This window comes from Ruegeria sp. L12 (genome assembly GCF_056531745.1).
Window position 1 is genome coordinate 126075 of the sequence record NZ_JBQFMH010000002.1, and the last position, 17974, is coordinate 144048.

The 17974-nt window shown below is 59.5% G+C and carries 18 protein-coding genes; 12 read left to right on the forward strand and 6 right to left on the reverse strand.

The genetic code is table 11. From position 1 onward, the window contains the following. The first annotated feature begins 85 nt into the window (after positions 1 to 85). From rpoH to ACR0K9_RS03600, 4 genes are all read left to right on the forward strand, one after another. Positions 86 to 982: an RNA polymerase sigma factor RpoH gene (gene rpoH / locus ACR0K9_RS03585; RefSeq protein WP_480532965.1), complete on the forward strand. Its 897-nt coding sequence runs from the start codon at positions 86 to 88 to the stop codon at positions 980 to 982. 149 nt (positions 983 to 1131) lie between these two features. After that, positions 1132 to 2106, forward strand: a complete 975-nt coding sequence (locus tag ACR0K9_RS03590; protein WP_480820833.1) for a Gfo/Idh/MocA family protein — start codon at positions 1132 to 1134, stop codon at positions 2104 to 2106. A 56-nt stretch (positions 2107 to 2162) separates the two neighbouring features. Further along, positions 2163 to 2432 carry a DksA/TraR family C4-type zinc finger protein gene (locus ACR0K9_RS03595; RefSeq protein WP_480532961.1) on the forward strand — a complete coding sequence of 90 codons (270 nt, stop codon included), beginning with the start codon at positions 2163 to 2165 and terminating at the stop codon, positions 2430 to 2432. 15 nt (positions 2433 to 2447) lie between these two features. Then, a complete protein-coding gene (locus tag ACR0K9_RS03600) occupies positions 2448 to 3344 on the forward strand; it encodes a DMT family transporter (RefSeq protein WP_480820835.1) in 897 nt (298 codons plus the stop codon). Between the two features lie 28 nt (positions 3345 to 3372). Here ACR0K9_RS03600 and ACR0K9_RS03605 read toward each other — a convergent pair whose 3' ends face one another. From ACR0K9_RS03605 to ACR0K9_RS03615, 3 genes are all read right to left on the reverse strand, one after another. Then, the gene (locus tag ACR0K9_RS03605; RefSeq protein WP_480820837.1) at positions 3373 to 5193 is read right to left on the reverse strand and encodes a M3 family oligoendopeptidase; all 1821 of its coding nucleotides are present in this window, start codon (positions 5191 to 5193) and stop codon (positions 3373 to 3375) included. Between the two features lie 79 nt (positions 5194 to 5272). Then, on the reverse strand, positions 5273 to 6244 hold the full coding sequence (locus tag ACR0K9_RS03610) for an alpha/beta fold hydrolase (RefSeq protein ID WP_480820839.1): 972 nt from the start codon (positions 6242 to 6244) through the stop codon (positions 5273 to 5275). Further along, positions 6244 to 6534 carry an SCP2 sterol-binding domain-containing protein gene (locus tag ACR0K9_RS03615; RefSeq protein WP_480820841.1) on the reverse strand — a complete coding sequence of 97 codons (291 nt, stop codon included), beginning with the start codon at positions 6532 to 6534 and terminating at the stop codon, positions 6244 to 6246. The genes ACR0K9_RS03610 and ACR0K9_RS03615 overlap by 1 nt, the downstream gene beginning before the upstream one ends. Before the next feature lie 30 nt (positions 6535 to 6564). Between ACR0K9_RS03615 and ACR0K9_RS03620 the strand changes: the two genes are divergently transcribed. The 6 genes from ACR0K9_RS03620 (at position 6565) to ACR0K9_RS03645 (ending at position 12458) form a co-directional block, all read left to right on the forward strand. After that, entirely contained in the window at positions 6565 to 7173 is a 609-nt protein-coding gene (locus ACR0K9_RS03620; RefSeq protein WP_480820843.1) for a tetratricopeptide repeat protein, read from the forward strand. A gap of 23 nt (positions 7174 to 7196) precedes the next feature. Beyond that, positions 7197 to 10004 (forward strand): helicase-related protein, encoded by a 2808-nt coding sequence (locus tag ACR0K9_RS03625; protein WP_480820845.1) that lies wholly within the window; start codon positions 7197 to 7199, stop codon positions 10002 to 10004. Between the two features lie 6 nt (positions 10005 to 10010). Beyond that, entirely contained in the window at positions 10011 to 10376 is a 366-nt protein-coding gene (locus ACR0K9_RS03630) for an RNA-binding S4 domain-containing protein (protein WP_480820847.1), read from the forward strand. A gap of 65 nt (positions 10377 to 10441) precedes the next feature. After that, complete coding sequence (gene fdxA / locus ACR0K9_RS03635; RefSeq protein WP_010439399.1) at positions 10442 to 10780, forward strand: ferredoxin FdxA; 339 nt, start codon at positions 10442 to 10444, stop codon at positions 10778 to 10780. A 285-nt stretch (positions 10781 to 11065) separates the two neighbouring features. Next, complete coding sequence (locus ACR0K9_RS03640; protein ID WP_170792284.1) at positions 11066 to 11575, forward strand: CarD family transcriptional regulator; 510 nt, start codon at positions 11066 to 11068, stop codon at positions 11573 to 11575. Positions 11576 to 11696: 121 nt separating this feature from the next. Then, the gene (locus tag ACR0K9_RS03645) at positions 11697 to 12458 is read left to right on the forward strand and encodes an ion channel (protein WP_480821377.1); all 762 of its coding nucleotides are present in this window, start codon (positions 11697 to 11699) and stop codon (positions 12456 to 12458) included. Here ACR0K9_RS03645 and cobS read toward each other — a convergent pair. Further along, complete coding sequence (gene cobS, locus ACR0K9_RS03650; protein ID WP_480820849.1) at positions 12455 to 13219, reverse strand: adenosylcobinamide-GDP ribazoletransferase; 765 nt, start codon at positions 13217 to 13219, stop codon at positions 12455 to 12457. The genes ACR0K9_RS03645 and cobS overlap by 4 nt on opposite strands. 79 nt (positions 13220 to 13298) lie before the next feature. Here cobS and cobT point away from each other — a divergent pair, with 79 nt between their 5' ends. Then, positions 13299 to 14309: a nicotinate-nucleotide--dimethylbenzimidazole phosphoribosyltransferase gene (gene cobT, locus ACR0K9_RS03655; protein WP_480820851.1), complete on the forward strand. Its 1011-nt coding sequence runs from the start codon at positions 13299 to 13301 to the stop codon at positions 14307 to 14309. Positions 14310 to 14340: 31 nt separating this feature from the next. On the opposite strand, the gene ACR0K9_RS03660 is transcribed toward cobT, so the two are convergent. Further along, positions 14341 to 16224: a monovalent cation:proton antiporter-2 (CPA2) family protein gene (locus ACR0K9_RS03660; protein ID WP_480820853.1), complete on the reverse strand. Its 1884-nt coding sequence runs from the start codon at positions 16222 to 16224 to the stop codon at positions 14341 to 14343. Positions 16225 to 16244: 20 nt separating this feature from the next. After that, complete coding sequence (locus tag ACR0K9_RS03665) at positions 16245 to 16700, reverse strand: Lrp/AsnC family transcriptional regulator (RefSeq protein WP_480533142.1); 456 nt, start codon at positions 16698 to 16700, stop codon at positions 16245 to 16247. Between the two features lie 147 nt (positions 16701 to 16847). Between ACR0K9_RS03665 and hppD the strand changes: the two genes are divergently transcribed. Continuing rightward, the gene (gene hppD / locus ACR0K9_RS03670; protein ID WP_480820855.1) at positions 16848 to 17945 is read left to right on the forward strand and encodes a 4-hydroxyphenylpyruvate dioxygenase; all 1098 of its coding nucleotides are present in this window, start codon (positions 16848 to 16850) and stop codon (positions 17943 to 17945) included. The last annotated feature ends 29 nt before the right edge of the window (positions 17946 to 17974 follow it).

The window sequence follows — 17974 nt, forward strand, 5'->3', positions numbered from 1 at the left end:
GGTAACTGATCCTCTTGAATGTATCGGGTCTGGTACCCATATCCCATGTTAAGGGCTTAAACATTTGTCCAAGGGGCAGAAATAAATGGCAAATTACTCAAATCTTCCGGCACCGACACCCGAGGGTGGTCTGAACCGCTATATGCAGGAGATTCGCAAGTTTCCCCTGCTGGAGCCGGAGGAAGAATATATGCTGGCCAAGCGCTGGGTCGAGGAACAGGATACCGAGGCTGCGCATAAGATGGTCACGTCGCACCTGCGTCTGGCGGCCAAGATCGCCATGGGGTATCGCGGCTATGGCCTGCCGCAGGCCGAGGTGATTTCCGAGGCCAATGTGGGCCTGATGCAGGCGGTCAAAAAGTTCGACCCCGAAAAGGGCTTCCGTCTGGCGACCTATGCCATGTGGTGGATTCGCGCCTCGATCCAGGAATATGTCCTGCGGTCGTGGTCGATGGTGAAGCTGGGCACGACCTCGGCGCAGAAGAAGTTGTTCTTCAATCTGCGCAAGGCCAAGGCTCGCATTGGAGCGCTGGAAGAGGGCGATCTTCGACCTGAAAACGTCGCCAGAATTGCGGAAGACCTCGGCGTGACCGAGGATGAAGTGATCAGCATGAACCGCCGGATGTCCGGGGGCGATGCCTCGCTGAACGCGACCGTCGGGTCCGAAGGCGAAGGCACCATGCAATGGCAGGACTGGTTGGAGGACGAGGATGCCGACCAGGCTGGTGATTATGAGGCGCGCGATGAGCTTGAGGCCCGGCGCGAGTTGCTCGCCGCTGCGCTGGATGTGCTGAATGATCGGGAAAAGGACATTCTGACCCAACGCCGGTTGATGGATCAGCCGGTCACGCTTGAGGAACTCAGCACGCAGTACAATGTCAGCCGCGAGCGTATTCGCCAGATCGAAGTGCGCGCGTTTGAGAAACTGCAGAAAAAAATGCGTGAACTGGCGCGAGAGAAGGGCATGCTGGGCTCGGTTTGATCCGTCCGCTCTGCCGAACTCTGAATACCGGTCTGATACTTGTCAGGCCGGTTTTTCCTGCGCCAGATCAATACCGATGGGCATGACAGAGTGGATCTGTGCTGATAAGGATACGATAGCGCTAACGAAGTATGGGCGAGGGGGCATTCATGCAAAAGCCGATTCAGTGGGGCATTCTGGGGGCCTCGAAATTCGCCCGTCAACAGATGGGCCCTGCCATCCACGCCGCCGACGGCGCGCGCCTTGCCGGGCTGGCGACATCCGACCCTTCCAAGGCCGAACCGTTCCAGCATTTTTGCCCCGATCTCCGCGTTTATCAAAGCTACGATGACCTGCTGGCCGATCCCGGCATCGACGCGGTCTACATCCCGTTGCCCAATCATCTGCACGTTGAATGGAGCCTTAGGGCACTGGATGCAGGCAAGCATGTGCTGTGCGAAAAACCGATGACGATGCGGGCCGGGGAGTTCGACCAGTTGATCGCCAAGCGGGATCAGACCGGGTTGCTGGCGGCCGAGGCCTATATGATCGTGCATCACCCACAATGGCAGTTGGCCCGCAAGCTAATCTCGGACGGGGTAATCGGCAAGCTTGTGCATGTGACCGGCGTCTTCAGCTACGACAACCGTGCCGATACGCATAACATTCGCAACCGACCGGAAACCGGTGGGGGCGGGTTGCGCGACATTGGCGTCTACGTGATCGGCAGCACGCGATATGCCACCGGGCAAGAGCCGACCGTTGTCAGCGGTGCGATCCGGTGGGAGAACGATGTTGACGTTTTCACCGAAATTCGCGCGCAGTTTCCGGGTTTTACCTATTCGGCCTATGTCTCGACCCGGATGCACCCACATCAAGAGATGGAGTTTCATGGCGAAGGCGGTGTGATCCGCCTGACCGCGCCCTTCAATGCGCGGGTCTTTGGTGAAGCGCGGGTCGAATTGCATCGCCCAGGGCTTGAGGTTCAGGTGGCCCGTTTTCCCGGTGATGATCACTATAAGCTGCAGGTCGAGGCATTCTGCCGGACGGTGCGGGACGGGGCCGAATATCCCTGTCCGCTTGAATTCGCACGCGGCACACAAGAGGTGATCGATCAGGTCTTTGACAGCGCCATATCGCTGTAACTTGCCACGGACGGGGCGTCTCGATTATTCTGCTCTGACCGGATCAGGAGGGTTCCATGGCGGGCGGTTGGGCGCGCGACGGCGCGGTAAGCGAACAGATCGAAGCGTCGATATCCGACGAACTGGCGCGGATGCAGGCGCAAAAGCGCCCTGTCGGCGAAAGCCTGACCCATTGCGCCGAATGCGAAGAACCGATCCCCGAGAAACGCCGCGCTGCACTGCCGGGCGTCAAGCTATGCCTGGACTGCCAGCAGGAGCGTGACAGCAGTTTCAAGGCCCGTGGTGGGATAAATCGGCGCGGATCGAAGGATAGCCAGTTGAAGTAACGCGCGGAGCCGCCGGTGCAGGATCAATCGCAGAAATCATCGTTGCTGCACAATGGGTTGGTTCTTGGCTTTCTTGCTGCGTTTTTGTGGGGCACGCACAGCGTAATCGTAAGATATCTGACCAGCGATCTGGGTGGGTTGCAGATTGCCGTGTCGCGGCTGTTTATCGCGGCCCTTGCCATGTATTGCATGTTGCGCCTGATGGGCGCGGGGGTTTCGATCCGGTTTGGCGACTGGAATTTCCGGCTGGCAGTGTTGTCAACGGTGGTGAACTACATTCTCTTCCATATCGGTCTGGAACACACAGGTGCCGCAAATGCGATGGTGCTTGAAAATACCGCCCCGTTCTTCGTGTTGATATTCCTCTATTTCTTTGCCGATACCCCTGTCGGCCGCACCGAGGTTCTGGCGACGGCCTTGGCCATATTCGGTGTATTTCTCACCGTTTACCGGGATTTTGAAGGCGGAGGGGACCCTCTGTTGGGCGACTTGATGGAGATTGGCGCAGGGCTGAGCTGGGCTGTGTTTCTGATCTCCAGCAGCCGGGCTATGCAATCGTCGGAAACAACGGTTGAACGGCTGAACTTTCTGTTCGGGATATTCTTGTGCGCCGGTGTTCTGCTGATGCCTCTGGCGGCGTTTTCTCTGCAGATGCCCTCGGCAAACGATGTGGTATTCCTGATCCTGTTGGGCGTGTTGCCAACGGCGCTGGCCTACTACCTTTGGTATGAGGCTGCAGCCCGGGTCTCGACACTGACTGCAACCCTGATGTTTGCCGCCTCGGTGGTGTTCACATTTGTGAATTCCGCGCTGTTTCTGGGAGCAACGATCACATCGCTGGCCATTGTTGGGGCGGTCTTGATTGTGGCGGCCATCTTCATGACGTCGATGAAGCCTGCCAAGGGAAAATGAGGCAGCCTGATCCGGCTGCCTCGCTGCATCAGCTTTCCATCGCTTCCAGTTCGTCAATGAAGCCTGAAATCATCGACAGACCCTTGTCCCAGAATTCCGGGTCGCTGGCGTCCAGACCGAACGGGGCCAGCAGTTCCTTGTGGTGTTTGGAACCACCGGCGCGCAGCATCTCGAAATACTTGTCCTCGAACCCCTCGGCGCCGCTTTCGTAAACCGAATACAGCGCATTCACGAGGCCGTCGCCGAAGGCGTAGGCGTAGACGTAGAAGGGCGAATGGACGAAGTGGGGGATATAGGCCCAGAAGGTCTCATACCCGTCCATGAATTCGAATGCGGGGCCAAGGCTTTCGGCCTGAACGCTCATCCAAAGGGCGTTGATATCGTCCGGGGTCAGTTCGCCCTCGCGGCGGGCAGCGTGGAGCTTGCATTCAAAATCGTAGAAGGCGATCTGGCGGACCACCGTGTTGATCATATCCTCGACCTTGCCCGCCAGCAGCACCTTGCGCTGTTCGGGGGTCTCGGCCTGATCCAGCATCTTGCGGAAGGTCAGCATCTCGCCAAACACGCTGGCAGTTTCGGCCAGCGTCAGAGGGGTGGAGGACAGCATCTCTCCCTGATCGGCGGCCAGCACTTGATGCACGCCATGACCAAGCTCATGCGCCAGCGTCATCACATCGCGCGGTTTGCCCAGATAGTTGAGCATCACATAGGGATGAACCTCGGTGACGGTGGGGTGGGCAAAGGCGCCGGGTGCCTTTCCGGGCTTCACCGCCGCGTCGATCCAGCCTTTAGAAAAGAACGGGGAAGCGATTTCACCCATGCGGGGGTCGAAGGCGTTGTAGGCGTCCATCACCGTCTTTTCGGCCTCATCCCAGCCGACAATGCGGGTGTCTTCCATCGGTAGCGGCGCGTTGCGGTCCCAGACCTGCATCACGTCCAGCCCCAGCCATTTGCGTTTCAGCTCATAATAGCGGTGGCTGAGCTTGGGATAGGCGGCCACGACAGCCTCGCGCAGAGCCTCGACGACTTCGGGTTCGACGTCATTCGACAGGTGACGACCGGTTTGGGCAGTTGGCATTTTGCGCCAGCGATCGACGATCTCTTTTTCCTTGGCTTGTGTGTTATGAACGCGCGCGAAGGTTTTGATATTGTTTTGGAAAACCGTAGCCAGCTCTCGCGCGGCGGCCTCGCGTTTGGCGCGGTCCTGTTCCGTCAGCAGGTTCAGAGTACCTTCGATATTCAGCTCTTCGCCATCGACGGTAAAGGTAAGGCCCGCGATGGTTTCGTCGAACAGGCGTTCCCAGGCGTCGCCGACAACACCCAGATCATGCAGGAATTTCTCAAGCTCATCCGACAGCTGATAAGGCTTCATCGCACGAATGCGGCGGAAGACCGGCTCGTACCGTGCAAAATCGGCATTGGCATCGAAATGCGCCTTCAGCACGTCATCTTCGATGCGGTTGATCTCAAGCGTGAAGAATACCAGCGGGGTGGTGAAAACGGTGATCTTTTCCTGCATGTCCGACAGGAACTTGGCGCGATCTGCATCGGTGGTCAGCTGGTAATAGCGCAACCCTGCAAATGACATGATGCGGCCCGCGATGGCGTTGATCTTTTCGTTGCGATGCACGCAAGTCAGCAGGCCTGCAGCGTCAAGATCAGCCAGCTTACCCTCGTAATCCGAGGCAAAGGCGGCACATTCCTTTTCCAGCCAGTCCAGATCGCGGGACAGTTCCGCGGCATCCTCGGACATATACAGATCCGTCAGATCCCATTCCGGCAGGTTGCCCAGATCATCGGCGCCTCCGCCTGCATTTGCGTCACGGACGGGGAAGGGAAGGTCGCGCATGGGTCACCTCGAATAAACTGCGTTTGCAAACATTTAGGCGCGGCGCGCCCGGATCACAAGCAGCCCGTCGACCCAGACCTTAATGACAGGGCTCGGGCCTGGGTTTTGCGTTGGCTGCCAGAAAATGAGAGGCCAGTTGGTCCAAGACGGGGCCGCGCACCTCGGGCGCTTCCATCAGAACCTCGTGTTCGCCGTCTGGAATTTCGACAAGTATCCCGCTGGGCCAGTTCGCCATGCGTGCCCGGATCGCCTTGCGATCCACGATCTGTTCGTGGCTGCCCAGAAACGTCAGCGCCGGGGTGTCAGGCGCGGTCTGTTCCATCAGCCAGGCGCATTCATCCAGCGCCTCGCGCAGCCAGATCGTGGATGGCGCGCCCAAGGCCAGTTCAGGATGCGCCGCCAACTGATCCCGCATCATTTGATACATCGCGGGATCACGGGTCAGCACATTGCCTTCAAAGGGCTGCGAGGCCACATAGCTTTCCAATGAGGTCGTGGGCGGTGTTTTCTCTCCCAGCCCCAGACGCGGCCCCCAATAGGCGGTCAATTGGCTGAGCGGTTTCATGATCGGAGAAAAATAAATTCCCCACATCGGCCCGGTGAAGGCGCAGGCCGCAAAATCAGCACCTTCAAGGATAGCGCGCAACGCGATGGCCCCGCCCATCGAATGGCCAATCACGTACCAGGGTTTGGGCAAATTCAGTTTATCGGCAAGCTCCAGAGTGGACCGCACATCATGCTGGTAATCGGTAAACTGACCAACATGACCGATCCGCGGATCCTCCAGCAGACGGTCTGCAAGACCTTGACCACGCCAGTCGACCGACAGGCTGGCAAAGCCACGATTTGCAAACTCTTTGGCCGTATCGCCGTATTTTTCGACATATTCCGTGCGGCCGGGAAACAGCATCACCGTGCCGCGTGCATCGTTTTCGGGGCGCCAATGTGCCACCCGAATGCGTTTGCCGTCTTGCGTGGTCAGCCAATGGGCTGCACCACCGGCAGGGCCGCCGGCCACGTCTTCGAACAAGGGGGCCGGCGAGAAGTCCATCAGGCCAGTACCGAGGCAAGTTTCATGGCGATACCCATATCTCCGTCAACGCTCAGCTTGCCGGACATGAACGCACCCGTGGGGTTCAGGTCGCCGCTGAGGATCTGCTCGAACGTATCCGCATCGGCGCTGAGGGTCACATCGGCCTCATCATCGCTGACCCGCGCGCCGTTTGCGTCCAGAACGATAGCGCCCAGATCGGCGATGGCAAATTTGGCTGACGCGTCGAAATCGCCGCCAGTCAGTTTTTCATTCAATGCCGCCGCGGCTTTTTCCAGAATATCGCTCATGGTCTTCCTCATTTTGTTCATGCGCCGTGAATGGACATCCCCGGTCGCTACGCTACACTGACCATTGTTATGGGTATTGCAATCACCAATCTCAAACGTACCGTCGCGGCACTTGCCGTCATAGTCACGTTTTCCACCACTTGCGCCGCGCAGCAGGCGGATTCGCGGGACGAAACGGTGCTGTTGCAGCAACTCGCGCAATCGACGCCCGAGCAGGCCATCGGTCTGGACCGGCAGTTGCAGGCGCTGTGGTCGCAGTCGGGATCGGCCTCGGCGGATCTGCTGCTGGAGCGGGGGCGAGAGGCGCTGGAGGATGGCGATGTCGATGCCGCCCTGGATCATCTGACAGCACTGACGGATCACGCGCCGGAATTTGCCGAAGGCTGGCATGTGCGCGCTTCGGCTTTCTTCGGCATCGACCGATTTGGCATGGCTGCGGCCGACCTCGAACACGCGCTGACCCTTAACCCGAACAATTACGAGGCCATTTATGGTCTGGGTCTGATATTCGAGATCGTGGACAAGCCCGAACAGGCGCTTGAGGCCTATTCGCGGGCGTTGGCTATACATCCCCATCACGAAGAAGTAACCAATGCCGTGAATCGGCTGAAGCCTCAAGTTGAAGGCAAGGCGCTGTAAGTCTCAGGGCGCAGGGGGCAAAGGTGAGCGGGTCTTCCCGAATAGTGGCCGTACTCGGCCCGACCAACACAGGTAAAACCCATTACGCGATTGAACGCATGCTGGGGCATCGCACCGGTGTCATCGGTCTGCCGCTGCGTCTGCTGGCGCGCGAAGTTTACGACAAGATCATCGCAATTCGCGGGCCGTCCGTGGTGGCATTGGTCACGGGTGAGGAGCGCATCGTGCCGCCGCGTGCCCAGTACTGGGTCTGCACGGTCGAGGCGATGCCCGAGGGTATGGGCGCCGATTTCGTCGCCATCGACGAAATCCAGCTCTGTGCCGATCCTGAACGCGGCCATGTCTTCACCGACCGCCTGCTGCGCGCGCGCGGTACGCATGAGACGCTGTTTCTGGGCTCCGACACCATGCGCGGCCCCATTGCCGCGCTGGTGCCCGAGGCGCAGTTCGCCCGGCGCGAGCGGATGTCGCAACTGGTCTATTCCGGCTCAAAAAAGATCAGCCGTATGCCCGCGCGCAGCGCCATCGTCGGATTCTCAGTGGATAACGTCTATGCCATCGCCGAATTGCTGCGCCGTCAAAAGGGTGGGGCGGCTGTGGTCATGGGGGCGCTCAGCCCGCGCACGCGGAACGCGCAGGTGGAGCTGTATCAGAATGGCGAGGTCGACTATCTGGTTGCCACCGATGCCATCGGCATGGGGCTGAATCTGGATGTGAACCATGTGGCGTTTTCTTCGCTGACCAAATTTGACGGGCGGCGGATGCGGCCTCTGGCCCCCAACGAACTGGCGCAGATCGCAGGCCGGGCCGGGCGCGGCATGTCCGACGGCACCTTTGGCGTCACCGGTGAGGCTCCGCCGCTGGACGAAGGCACGGCGCAGGCGATTATGGACAGCCGCTTTACGCCGATGAAAAAGCTCAACTGGCGGAATGCCGCCCTTCGCTTCGGCTCAATTGACGCGCTAATCGCATCGCTTGAGGTCAGCCCGGACGACGAACACCTGATCAGGGCGCGCCCCGCCGACGATTTGAATGTGCTGAAATCGCTGTCGCAAGTGGCCGAAGTCGAGGCCCGCGCCAGCGACGGCCAATCCATCCGTCTGCTGTGGGATGTGTGCCGAATCCCCGATTTTCGCGGCATCAGCCACGCCGAACATGCCAGCCTGCTTGAGGTGATCTATGGCCACCTACACGAGCGCGGCTCCATCCCCGATGATTTCATGGCGCGGCAAATCCGCCGGATCGACCAAACCCATGGTGACATTGATGCATTGTCCAAAAGGTTGGCATATATTCGCACCTGGACATATGTTGCGCAACGAAACGGTTGGGTGCGTGACGAATCGCATTGGCGTGAGGAAACGCGCATTGTAGAAGACAGGCTGTCAGACGCATTGCATGATCGTTTGACTCAGAGATTTGTGGACCGGCGCACATCTGTGTTGCTGCGCCGGCTCAAACAGAAGGAGGCCCTTTTGGCCGAAGTAAATGACAAGGGTGAAGTGACCGTCGAAGGCGAATTCGTCGGTCGTCTGGAAGGGTTCCGGTTCTCGCCGGACAAAGCTGCGCAGGGGACCGAGGCGAAAGCTTTGAAATCGGCCTCGCTGCAGGCACTCGCGCCGCAATTCCATCTGCGTGCCGATCGCTTCTACAACGCGCCCGATACCGAAATTGATTTCACCGATCAGGGTGGCCTGATGTGGGGCGAATATGCCGTCGGCAAACTGGTTGCCGGGGCAGAGCCGCTCAAGCCGATGGTCGAGGTTTTTGTGGATGAGGCCGCAGGGCCGGATGTCGAGCAGAAAGTGCAGCGCCGGTTGCAGCATTTCATCGACCGCAAGGTCGCCGCGCTGTTCGAGCCGCTGCTGAACCTGGCGCGGGATGAGGAACTGTCCGGTCTGGCCAAAGGTTTCGCCTTCCGTATGGTCGAGGCGCTGGGCGTATTGCCCCGCGCGCAGGTCGCGCAAGAAGTCAAGGATCTGGATCAGGACGCCCGCGGCGCGCTGCGCAAGCATGGCATCCGGTTCGGTCAGTTCACCATCTTCATGCCGCTGCTGCTGAAACCCGCACCGACGCGCCTGCGCCTGGTTCTCTGGGCGCTGTCCAGCGGCTTGCAGGAATTTCCCGAGGCACCGCCTCCGGGTCTGGTTACTGTGCCGGTCGCCAAGGATGCACCGCAGGGTTATGACACCATGTGCGGCTACCGCGATGCGGGCGAACGCTCGATCCGGATCGACATGCTGGAACGTCTGGCCGATATGCTGCGCGCCGAGGACAGCCGGGGCGGGTTCGAGGCCAAGCCCGACATGCTCTCGATCACCGGCATGACGTTGGAGCAATTCGCCGACCTGATGCAGGGTCTGGGTTACAAGGCCGAACGTGGAGAGCGTGAGAAGGTCAAACCGGCACCGGTCGAAACCGCGCCCGAAACTGCGACAGACGCGCCCGAGCAACCTGTCGCCGAAGAAACTACCGCGCCGGAAGCCCCGACCGAAGAGGTCGCCGCACCCGCCGAGGCGCCAGCCGAGGCCACCGACAGCACCGAGGCGGCAGCCGAGGCTCTCGCTGCGGAAGAACCCGAAGCCGAGGTGTTCTACACCTTCACCTGGGGCCGTCAGCGTCAGCCCAAACGTGGCCCACGCCGCGAGCAGGGGCAGGGCAAGGGCAAACCGCGCGGCAAGCCTCAGGACGGTCGCAAGCCGCAGGGCAAGAAGGGCGGCAAGCCGCAGGGCGCCAAATCCTTCTCGTCGCGGCCTCCGAAAAAGGAAAAGGCCATCGATCCCGACAACCCGTTCGCGGCTGCGCTGATGGGTCTGAAGGACGGTAACTGATCCGTCATGGATCAGGCCAAGCTGCGGATCGATAAGTGGTTGTGGCAGGCGCGGTTCTTCAAGACCCGCAGCCTGGCCGTCAAACAGGTCAGCGGCGGCCATGTCAGGTTGAACGGAAACCGGGTGCTGAAGCCAGCTCAGGCTGTAGCCCCCGGAGATGTTCTGACCTTCCCGCAGGGGCGGATCGTCAGAGTCGTTCGCATCGAAAAGCTGGGCGAACGCAGGGGCCCGGCCCCTGAGGCGCAAACGCTGTACTTTGATATGACCGAAAAGCAGGACGCACCGCCCAAAAACCCGGGTTTTGAGGGAAAAGGTCGTCCGACCAAGAAAGAACGGCGCGCGCTTGATCTTTCTCGCACCCCAAAGGGATGATCTGACCTTGAAGATGGTCCCTGTCTGGATTAGCTAGGCGCCAAAGCGTAAATGGGAACCAAACAATGACCTATGTCGTCACCGAAAACTGCATTGGCTGCAAATACACCGACTGCGTCGAGGTATGCCCGGTGGATTGTTTCTACGAAGGCGAGAATACGCTGGTCATTCATCCCGACGAATGCATCGATTGCGGCGTGTGCGAACCCGAATGCCCTGCCGACGCCATCCGTCCCGACACCGAACCGGGGATGGAGCAGTGGGTCGAGTTTAACCGGAAATACTCGGAAATGTGGCCGGTGATCGTCACCAAGAAAGATCCATTGCCCGAGGCCGAGGAACGCGACGGCGAAGAAGGCAAGATGGAGAAGTATTTCTCGGAAGCGCCGGGCGAGGGCGGTTAAGCGATTCGGGGAACAAGCTTCGCAGGATTGATGCCCGCTGACGCCTTATCCTGTTGAGATAATGCGTGATTTCCTCCTTTGCCGGAGGATGCTCTTTTGGGTGTCGCATTTTTGTGATATACTCAATACCTGAATGATGACTGTGATGGGGATGTGCTCCGTAAGTATGATCACTTTGGAGTCCTGATTTTGTGACAAAAGAACCGCCTGACGGGGCCGTATTGGACCTCGGCTGGGGTGTTTTTGTCGTCTTATGTCCCGGTCTGTAACGAAGGATGTATCTGAATGTCGAAGTCGAAGAAGCTTGAGTTCCGCCCGAACGATTATGTTGTCTATCCCGCCCATGGCGTGGGTCAGATCATATCGATCGAGGAACAGGAGGTCGCGGGGTTCTCGCTTGAGCTGTTCGTGATCTCCTTTGAGAAGGACAAGATGACCCTGCGGGTGCCGACCAACAAGGTTACCGAATCCGGTTTGCGGTCGCTCAGCTCGCCGGATGTGATCAGCCAGGCGATGAAGACGCTGAAGGGCAAGGCCAAGGTGAAGCGCGCCATGTGGTCGCGCCGGGCGCAGGAATATGAACAGAAAATCAACTCGGGCGACCTGATCTCGATCGCCGAGGTGGTCCGCGACCTGCACCGCACCGACGATCAGCGCGAGCAGAGCTACTCCGAGCGTCAGCTCTATGAAGCCGCGCTTGAGCGTCTGACCCGCGAAGTGGCCGCCGTATCGGGCGCGGATGAGATTTCTGCTGCCAAACAGGTGGATGAGGTGCTGACCTCGCGCGCCGCCTGATCAACATACCAACCGTTTCAAAGCCGCCCTGTCACTGGGGCGGCTTTTTTCGTGGCCGCGGCTTGGTATCGCGTCACTTGTCGGGTATTTTTCTGTAACTGCAGGAAGATACGGGGTCATGATGAAGCAGACTGTGAAGTATCTCTACATCAGTCACGAGCCTGTTTCGGTCTGGTTCCGTTATGGGCTGATCCTGTTCGACATCGCCTCGATCATCTTTTTTGTCGCCACCGCGAACATTCCGCACGGGCCGGGACTTACGGCTGCAAGCCTGGGGGTTGGGCTGATCATCCTGCTGGATTTCTGTGCCCGGTTGTGGATTGCCAAGGATCGCTGGAAATTGCTGCGCCAGATTTACACGCTGGCCGACATTGTGGTGATCGCATCCCTGTTGCTCGATCCATTTTTGACCGGGAACCTGGCATTCGTGCGGATATTGCGCGCTTTACGGCTGATACATTCCTATCACCTGCTGCGGGATTTGCGTCGGGACAGCCCGTTTTTCCGCACTCATGAGGACGCGGTGATCGCGGCGACCAACCTTTTGGTGTTTGTATTTGCGACCTCGACCGCGGTGCTGGTCTTCTTTGTCCCGGATGACGCGCAAAACCCTTATATCGACGCGCTCTATTTCACCATGGCGACACTGACGACAACCGGGTTCGGGGATATCACGCTGACTACGCCAGCAGGCAAGCTGTTCTCTGTCTTCATCATGGTGGTCGGTGTGGCGCTGTTCGTGCGTCTGGCCCAGGCGATCTTCATGCCGCAAAAGGTGCGTTACAAATGCCCGAGCTGCGGTCTGTTCCGGCACGACCCGGACGCAGTGCATTGCAAACATTGCGGCGCGACATTGCGCATCGAAACCGGGGGCGCATCTTAATGCGATACGGTCAGCGCCAAAAGGAATACGACCTCGGATATCTGTTGAGTGGCGCCCAGAATGTCGCCGGTCTGACCACCGATCTTGATCCTGGCGACGCGCGCCACGATGGCCACGGAGATCAGGGCACAGAGCATCGGCACGATGGCTGATCCGCCCAGCAGCACCAAGGACAGTATGAAAGCCAGACCTATACCAGCCAGTACAGCGGGCAGGGGCGGCGCGCCGACCGAATGGCTCAATCCCGATTTGCGGGCATTGGGCAAGGCGCGCATCAAGGCCGGCATCATGGCGCGAGAAAACAGGCAGGCGGCCAGAACACCCGTCAGCAGACCTGCGCCAATCAGCGCAACGACGGCGCTGAGCCGCAGCAGTTGCACAAGCAACAGCGCCAGTACCCCATAGGTGCCGATATGGCTGTCCTTCATGATCTCCAACCGACGCTCAGGCGTGAAACCACCCCAGAGCCCGTCGGCAGTGTCGGCCAGCCCGTCTTCATGCATCGCTCCGGTCGCGGTGATCAGCACCGCGATCAGCAGAGCGGCGGTCGCGAGCGGGGGCAACTGCGCCCAGATCGCGATCCAGGCAACCCCGCAGGCCAGTGCTCCGACAACGAGTCCCGCCAAGGGATAGGCCCATGCGGCGCGCGACTGCCGGGCAAATGCCGCGTCGGGCAAGCGCGGCAGGGGCAAGCGGGTCAGCAGGACCAGAGCCAGAGGGATATCCCACGCAGAAAATGGGGCGGTGTCGTTTTTGGTCACTCCCAGGCCTTTCAGGGTCTTGTTGCTTTGCCAGCATTGGTTAAACACACACAACCACTCTGATGCAACGAGGCTTTCAATGCTGCCTGAACTCAATGATCTGAACAGTTTCCGCGATGCGCTGACAGGTGCGCCCGGTCCGGACCCCTCTGCCGTGGAGGGCGCGGGCGAGCGCAACGGCCAACTGACCAAGCCGCCCGGCGCGTTGGGTCGGCTTGAGGATCTGGCGATCTGGTATGCGGGCTGGCGCGGGGATGCGCGGCCTCAGATCAATGCGCCTCAGGTCATCGTGTTTGCGGGCAATCATGGTGTCACTGCGCAGGGCGTTTCGGCTTTCCCGCCCGAGGTGACGGTGCAGATGGTCATGAATTTCGAACATGGCGGTGCGGCGATCAACCAATTGGCCAAGGCCGCAGGCGCGAAGATGGACGTGCACGCGCTGGAGCTTGAACGCCCCACTGCGGATTTCACCCAAGGCCCCGCGATGAGCGAAGAGGAGCTTCTGAGCGCCCTGCGCACAGGCTGGCAAGCGGTCGATCCGCAGTCTGATCTGCTTGTGGTCGGCGAGATGGGGATCGGCAATACCACCCCAGCTGCGGCCATTGCCTGCGCGCTTTTTGGCGGAGAGGCGGCGGATTGGACCGGACGTGGGACCGGTGTGGATGACGCGGGGCTGGTCAATAAAACCCGCGTTGTGGCCGAAGGCGTTGCCCTGCACGGTCAAGGCGATGGTCTGCATGTCCTGCGTTGTCTGGGCGGGCGCGAGATTGCGGCCATGGCGGGGGCGATTGCCGCCGCGCGGGTGCTGCGCATTCCGGTCATTCTGGACGGGTTCATCTGCACCGCAGCGGCAGCATGTCTGGCGCAGATTTCCGATACCGCGCTTGACCACAGTGTTGCGGGTCACCAAAGCGCCGAGGGCGCGCATGCGGCCATGTTGGGCAAACTGGGCAAGGAACCATTGCTGAGCCTCGGCCTGCGCTTGGGCGAAGGTTCAGGCGGGGCGCTGGCGATCAATATCCTGAAAAGCGCGGTGGCCTGCCATTCCGGCATGGCGACCTTTGCCGAGGCCGGAGTCTCGGACGGTTAATCCAGGCGCCTGACCGGGGCTGAGGCCCGGGTCAGGCCGATTTCTTTGCGTGCTCCTCGGCCAGCTCCAGCAGGGCCGTTTCCAGATCTTTCTCCAGTTCCTGCGCCCGCTCGATATACTTCTTGTTCTCGGCGGTCGGCATGCCCGGTATCCACAGTTCCGCCAATTGGCGGACCGAACTGCGATCATGGTGATAGAAGGTTTGTTCGGCTTGCGCGGCTTCGTATTCGCTGAGCCCGATATTCTCCAGAACATACCGGCCCGCGCGCAGCGATCCATCGAACATCTCGCGCACGATATCGTTGGCTCCGGCCTGATAGAGTTCATAGACATGGGTGCGGTCGCGGGCGCGTGCGATGATGTGCAGGTCGGGCCGTTGACGGCGGGCGTAGCCGACCAGCCGGGTCACCTGTTTGTAATCGTCCATCGCGGCCACCAGCACGGCGGCCTTTTCGATGCCAGCCGCGCGCAACAATTCGGGGCGTGTGGGATCGCCCAGAAAACCTTTGACCCCAAAGCGGCGCATCAACTGGATGGTTTCGATGTCATGATCCAGAACCACCGTCTTGAACCCGCTGGCCTGCACCAGTCGATTGACGATCTGTCCGAACCGACCGATCCCGGCGATGATGACAGGGCCTTTTTCGTCGATCTGATCGGGTTCGACCTGCGGTTTGCTTTCACCGACAAAGCGCAAAAGCAGGTCGTAGATGATGAACAGAAGTGGCGTGATCAACATGGTCAGCGCGATGATCATCAACAGTTTCTGCGACAGGCCCGGCGGGATCACGTTCTGTTGCGTTGAAAATGCCAGCAGGACAAAGCCGAACTCACCGGCCTGCGCCAGCCCCAGAGTGAACAGCCAGTGATCGCGCCCGCGCAGCTTGAAGGCCCGCCCGACGATGAACAGGATGATCCCCTTGGCCAGAATGACCAGCAATGCCAGACCGATCAGGTCAAACGGATCGTCGAAGAAATACCCCACGTCGATCCCGGCGCCGACGGTGATGAAAAACAGGCCCAGCAACAGCCCCTTGAACGGCTCAAGGTCGCTTTCCATTTCGTGCCGGAATTCCGAACTGGCCAGAACCACCCCGGCCAGAAAAGCGCCCAGAGCGGGCGACAGGCCGACCAGGGTCATCAGGAACGAGATGCCGACCACGATCATCAGCGCCAGCGCCGTGTACATCTCGCGCAGGCGGGTGGCATGGATGAAACGGAACAGCGGGCGGGTCAGGTAGATACCTGCCAATACCACGAAGGCGACCGCACCGATGGTGACAAGCGTAACGGCCCAGCCGGGCAGACCTTCGACCAGCGAGAGCGTGGCGTGATAATCCGCGTCCTTGGCGGCACTTACGCCACGGCTGATGGATCCGTCATCTTCGATGTGGATACTCGCAGGCAAGGCCAAAAGTGGCAGAAGCGCCAGTATCGGGATCACCGCGATGTCCTGTGTCAGAAGCACCGAGAAGGTGGCCCGCCCGCCATTGGTCTGCATCAACCCCTTCTCAGACAAAGTTTGCAGCACGATCGCGGTGGAAGACAGCGACAACGTGAGGCCAACCGCCAGAGATACTGACCAAGGTTGGCCGGTATAGAAGGCCACCGCTGCGATGGCGATGGTTGACAGGCCGACTTGTAGCCCTCCAAGACCCAAAAGCTTGTCCCGCATATCCCACAGGGCGCGAGGTTCCAGTTCCAGACCGATCAGGAACAGCATCATCACGACGCCGAATTCGGCCACGTGCTGCAGGCTTTCGGTCTCGGCGCCGACAAGGCCCAGAATGGGGCCAATGGCGATGCCCGCGGCCAGATAGCCAAGCACCGAGCCCAGCCCCAAACGGGCTGAAAGCGGGACGGCAATCACCGCCGCTGCCAGATAGATCGATGCCTGATAAAGGAACTCGTTCATTATCGTCCTCTTGAAACCGCTCAGGTCGGGAGCGGCGCGTCGCGTTTCAACTGATCCATTACGATCTGGCTTTGCACCCGTGCCACCGCAGGATGCGGCAGGATCACCTGATGAATCAAGCTGTTGAGTGCCGGTAAGTCGTCACAATAGACGTGAAGCAGGTAATCTGCCTCTCCGGTCATCGTCCAGGCGCTGCTGATTTCGGGGCGGGTGTTGACCATGCGGGCGAAACTGGCAGATTGATCGGGGCCATGGGTGCCCAGATGCACCTGAATGAACCCCTGCACCTGCAGGCCCAGCTTCAGCGGATCAAGCCGCGCAGTGTATCCGGTGATGTAACCTTCAGCCTCCAGCCGCTGTCGGCGACGGCCCGCCTGACTGGCGGACAGGTTCAACATCTCGCCCAGCTGATGCGCCGTCAGGTGTGCATCTTTTTGCAAAGCTGACAACAGCCGTGTGTCGGTTGCATCCAGCATGTGCGGTGAATCTCCGGTTTCTGCCCAAATCATGCGGGTTATCCGCGTTTCCTCTTAGGTTACACGAAAACAACGCGCAGAAACAGCGTTGTTTAAGGCGTATTTTTGAATCAGCAAAGAAATTCCTGTTTTCCGAGGAGACGCGCCATGGGTCCTTTCCCACACAACGCCCCGAAATCCGTGATCAGCGATGAAAACCCCGCCGGCACCGACGGGTTCGAGTTTGTCGAATTCGCCCATCCCGAGCCGCAGGAGCTGCGTGACCTGTTTGCACGGATGGGGTTCGACTATGTCGGTTATCACCGCGATACGCCTAAGGTCGAGCTATGGCAGCAAGGCGATGTCACCTATATCCTGAACGCGGACCCCGACAGTTTTGCCGCCAGGTTCGTGGCCGAGCATGGTCCCTGCGCCCCTGCGATGGGTTGGCGCGTCGTGGATGCGCAGAAAGCCTATGAGCACGCCATCGCCAAAGGGGCCGAGCCTTATGACGGTGCTGACAAGACTATGAATGTCCCTGCCATCAAAGGCATTGGCGGTTCGCTGATCTATTTCATCGATCAGTATTACGACACCTCGCCCTATAATGAAGAGTTCGAGTGGCTGGAGCAGTCGAAACCCCGCGGCGACGGGTTCTATTACCTTGATCATCTGACCCACAACGTGTTCAAGGGCAACATGGACAAGTGGTTCAAGTTCTACGGAGATCTGTTCAACTTCCGTGAAATCCGTTTTTTCGACATTCACGGCAAGTTCACCGGGCTTTACAGCCGCGCGCTGACCTCTCCCTGCGGTCGCATCCGCATTCCGATCAACGAAGACCGGGGCGAAACTGGGCAGATTGTGTCTTACCTGAAGAAATACAAGGGCGAGGGCATCCAGCATATCGCCGTGGGCAGCGATGATATCTACAGCTCGACCGACGCGATTGCCGAGAAAGGGTTGAAGTTCATGCCCGGCCCGAACGAGGCCTATTATGACATGTCCTATGATCGCGTGACAGGCCACGACGAACCCAAGCACCGGATGATGAAACACGGTATCCTGATCGACGGCGAAGGCGTTGTCGATGGCGGCGAGACCAAGATCCTGCTGCAGATATTCTCAAAAACCGTGATCGGCCCGATCTTCTTCGAGTTCATTCAGCGCAAGGGCGATGACGGGTTTGGCGAAGGCAACTTCAAAGCGCTGTTTGAATCCATCGAGCGGGAGCAGATTGAATCAGGTGAAATCTCGGCCGCCTGATCACACCACTGAAACCTTCAAAGCGCCGT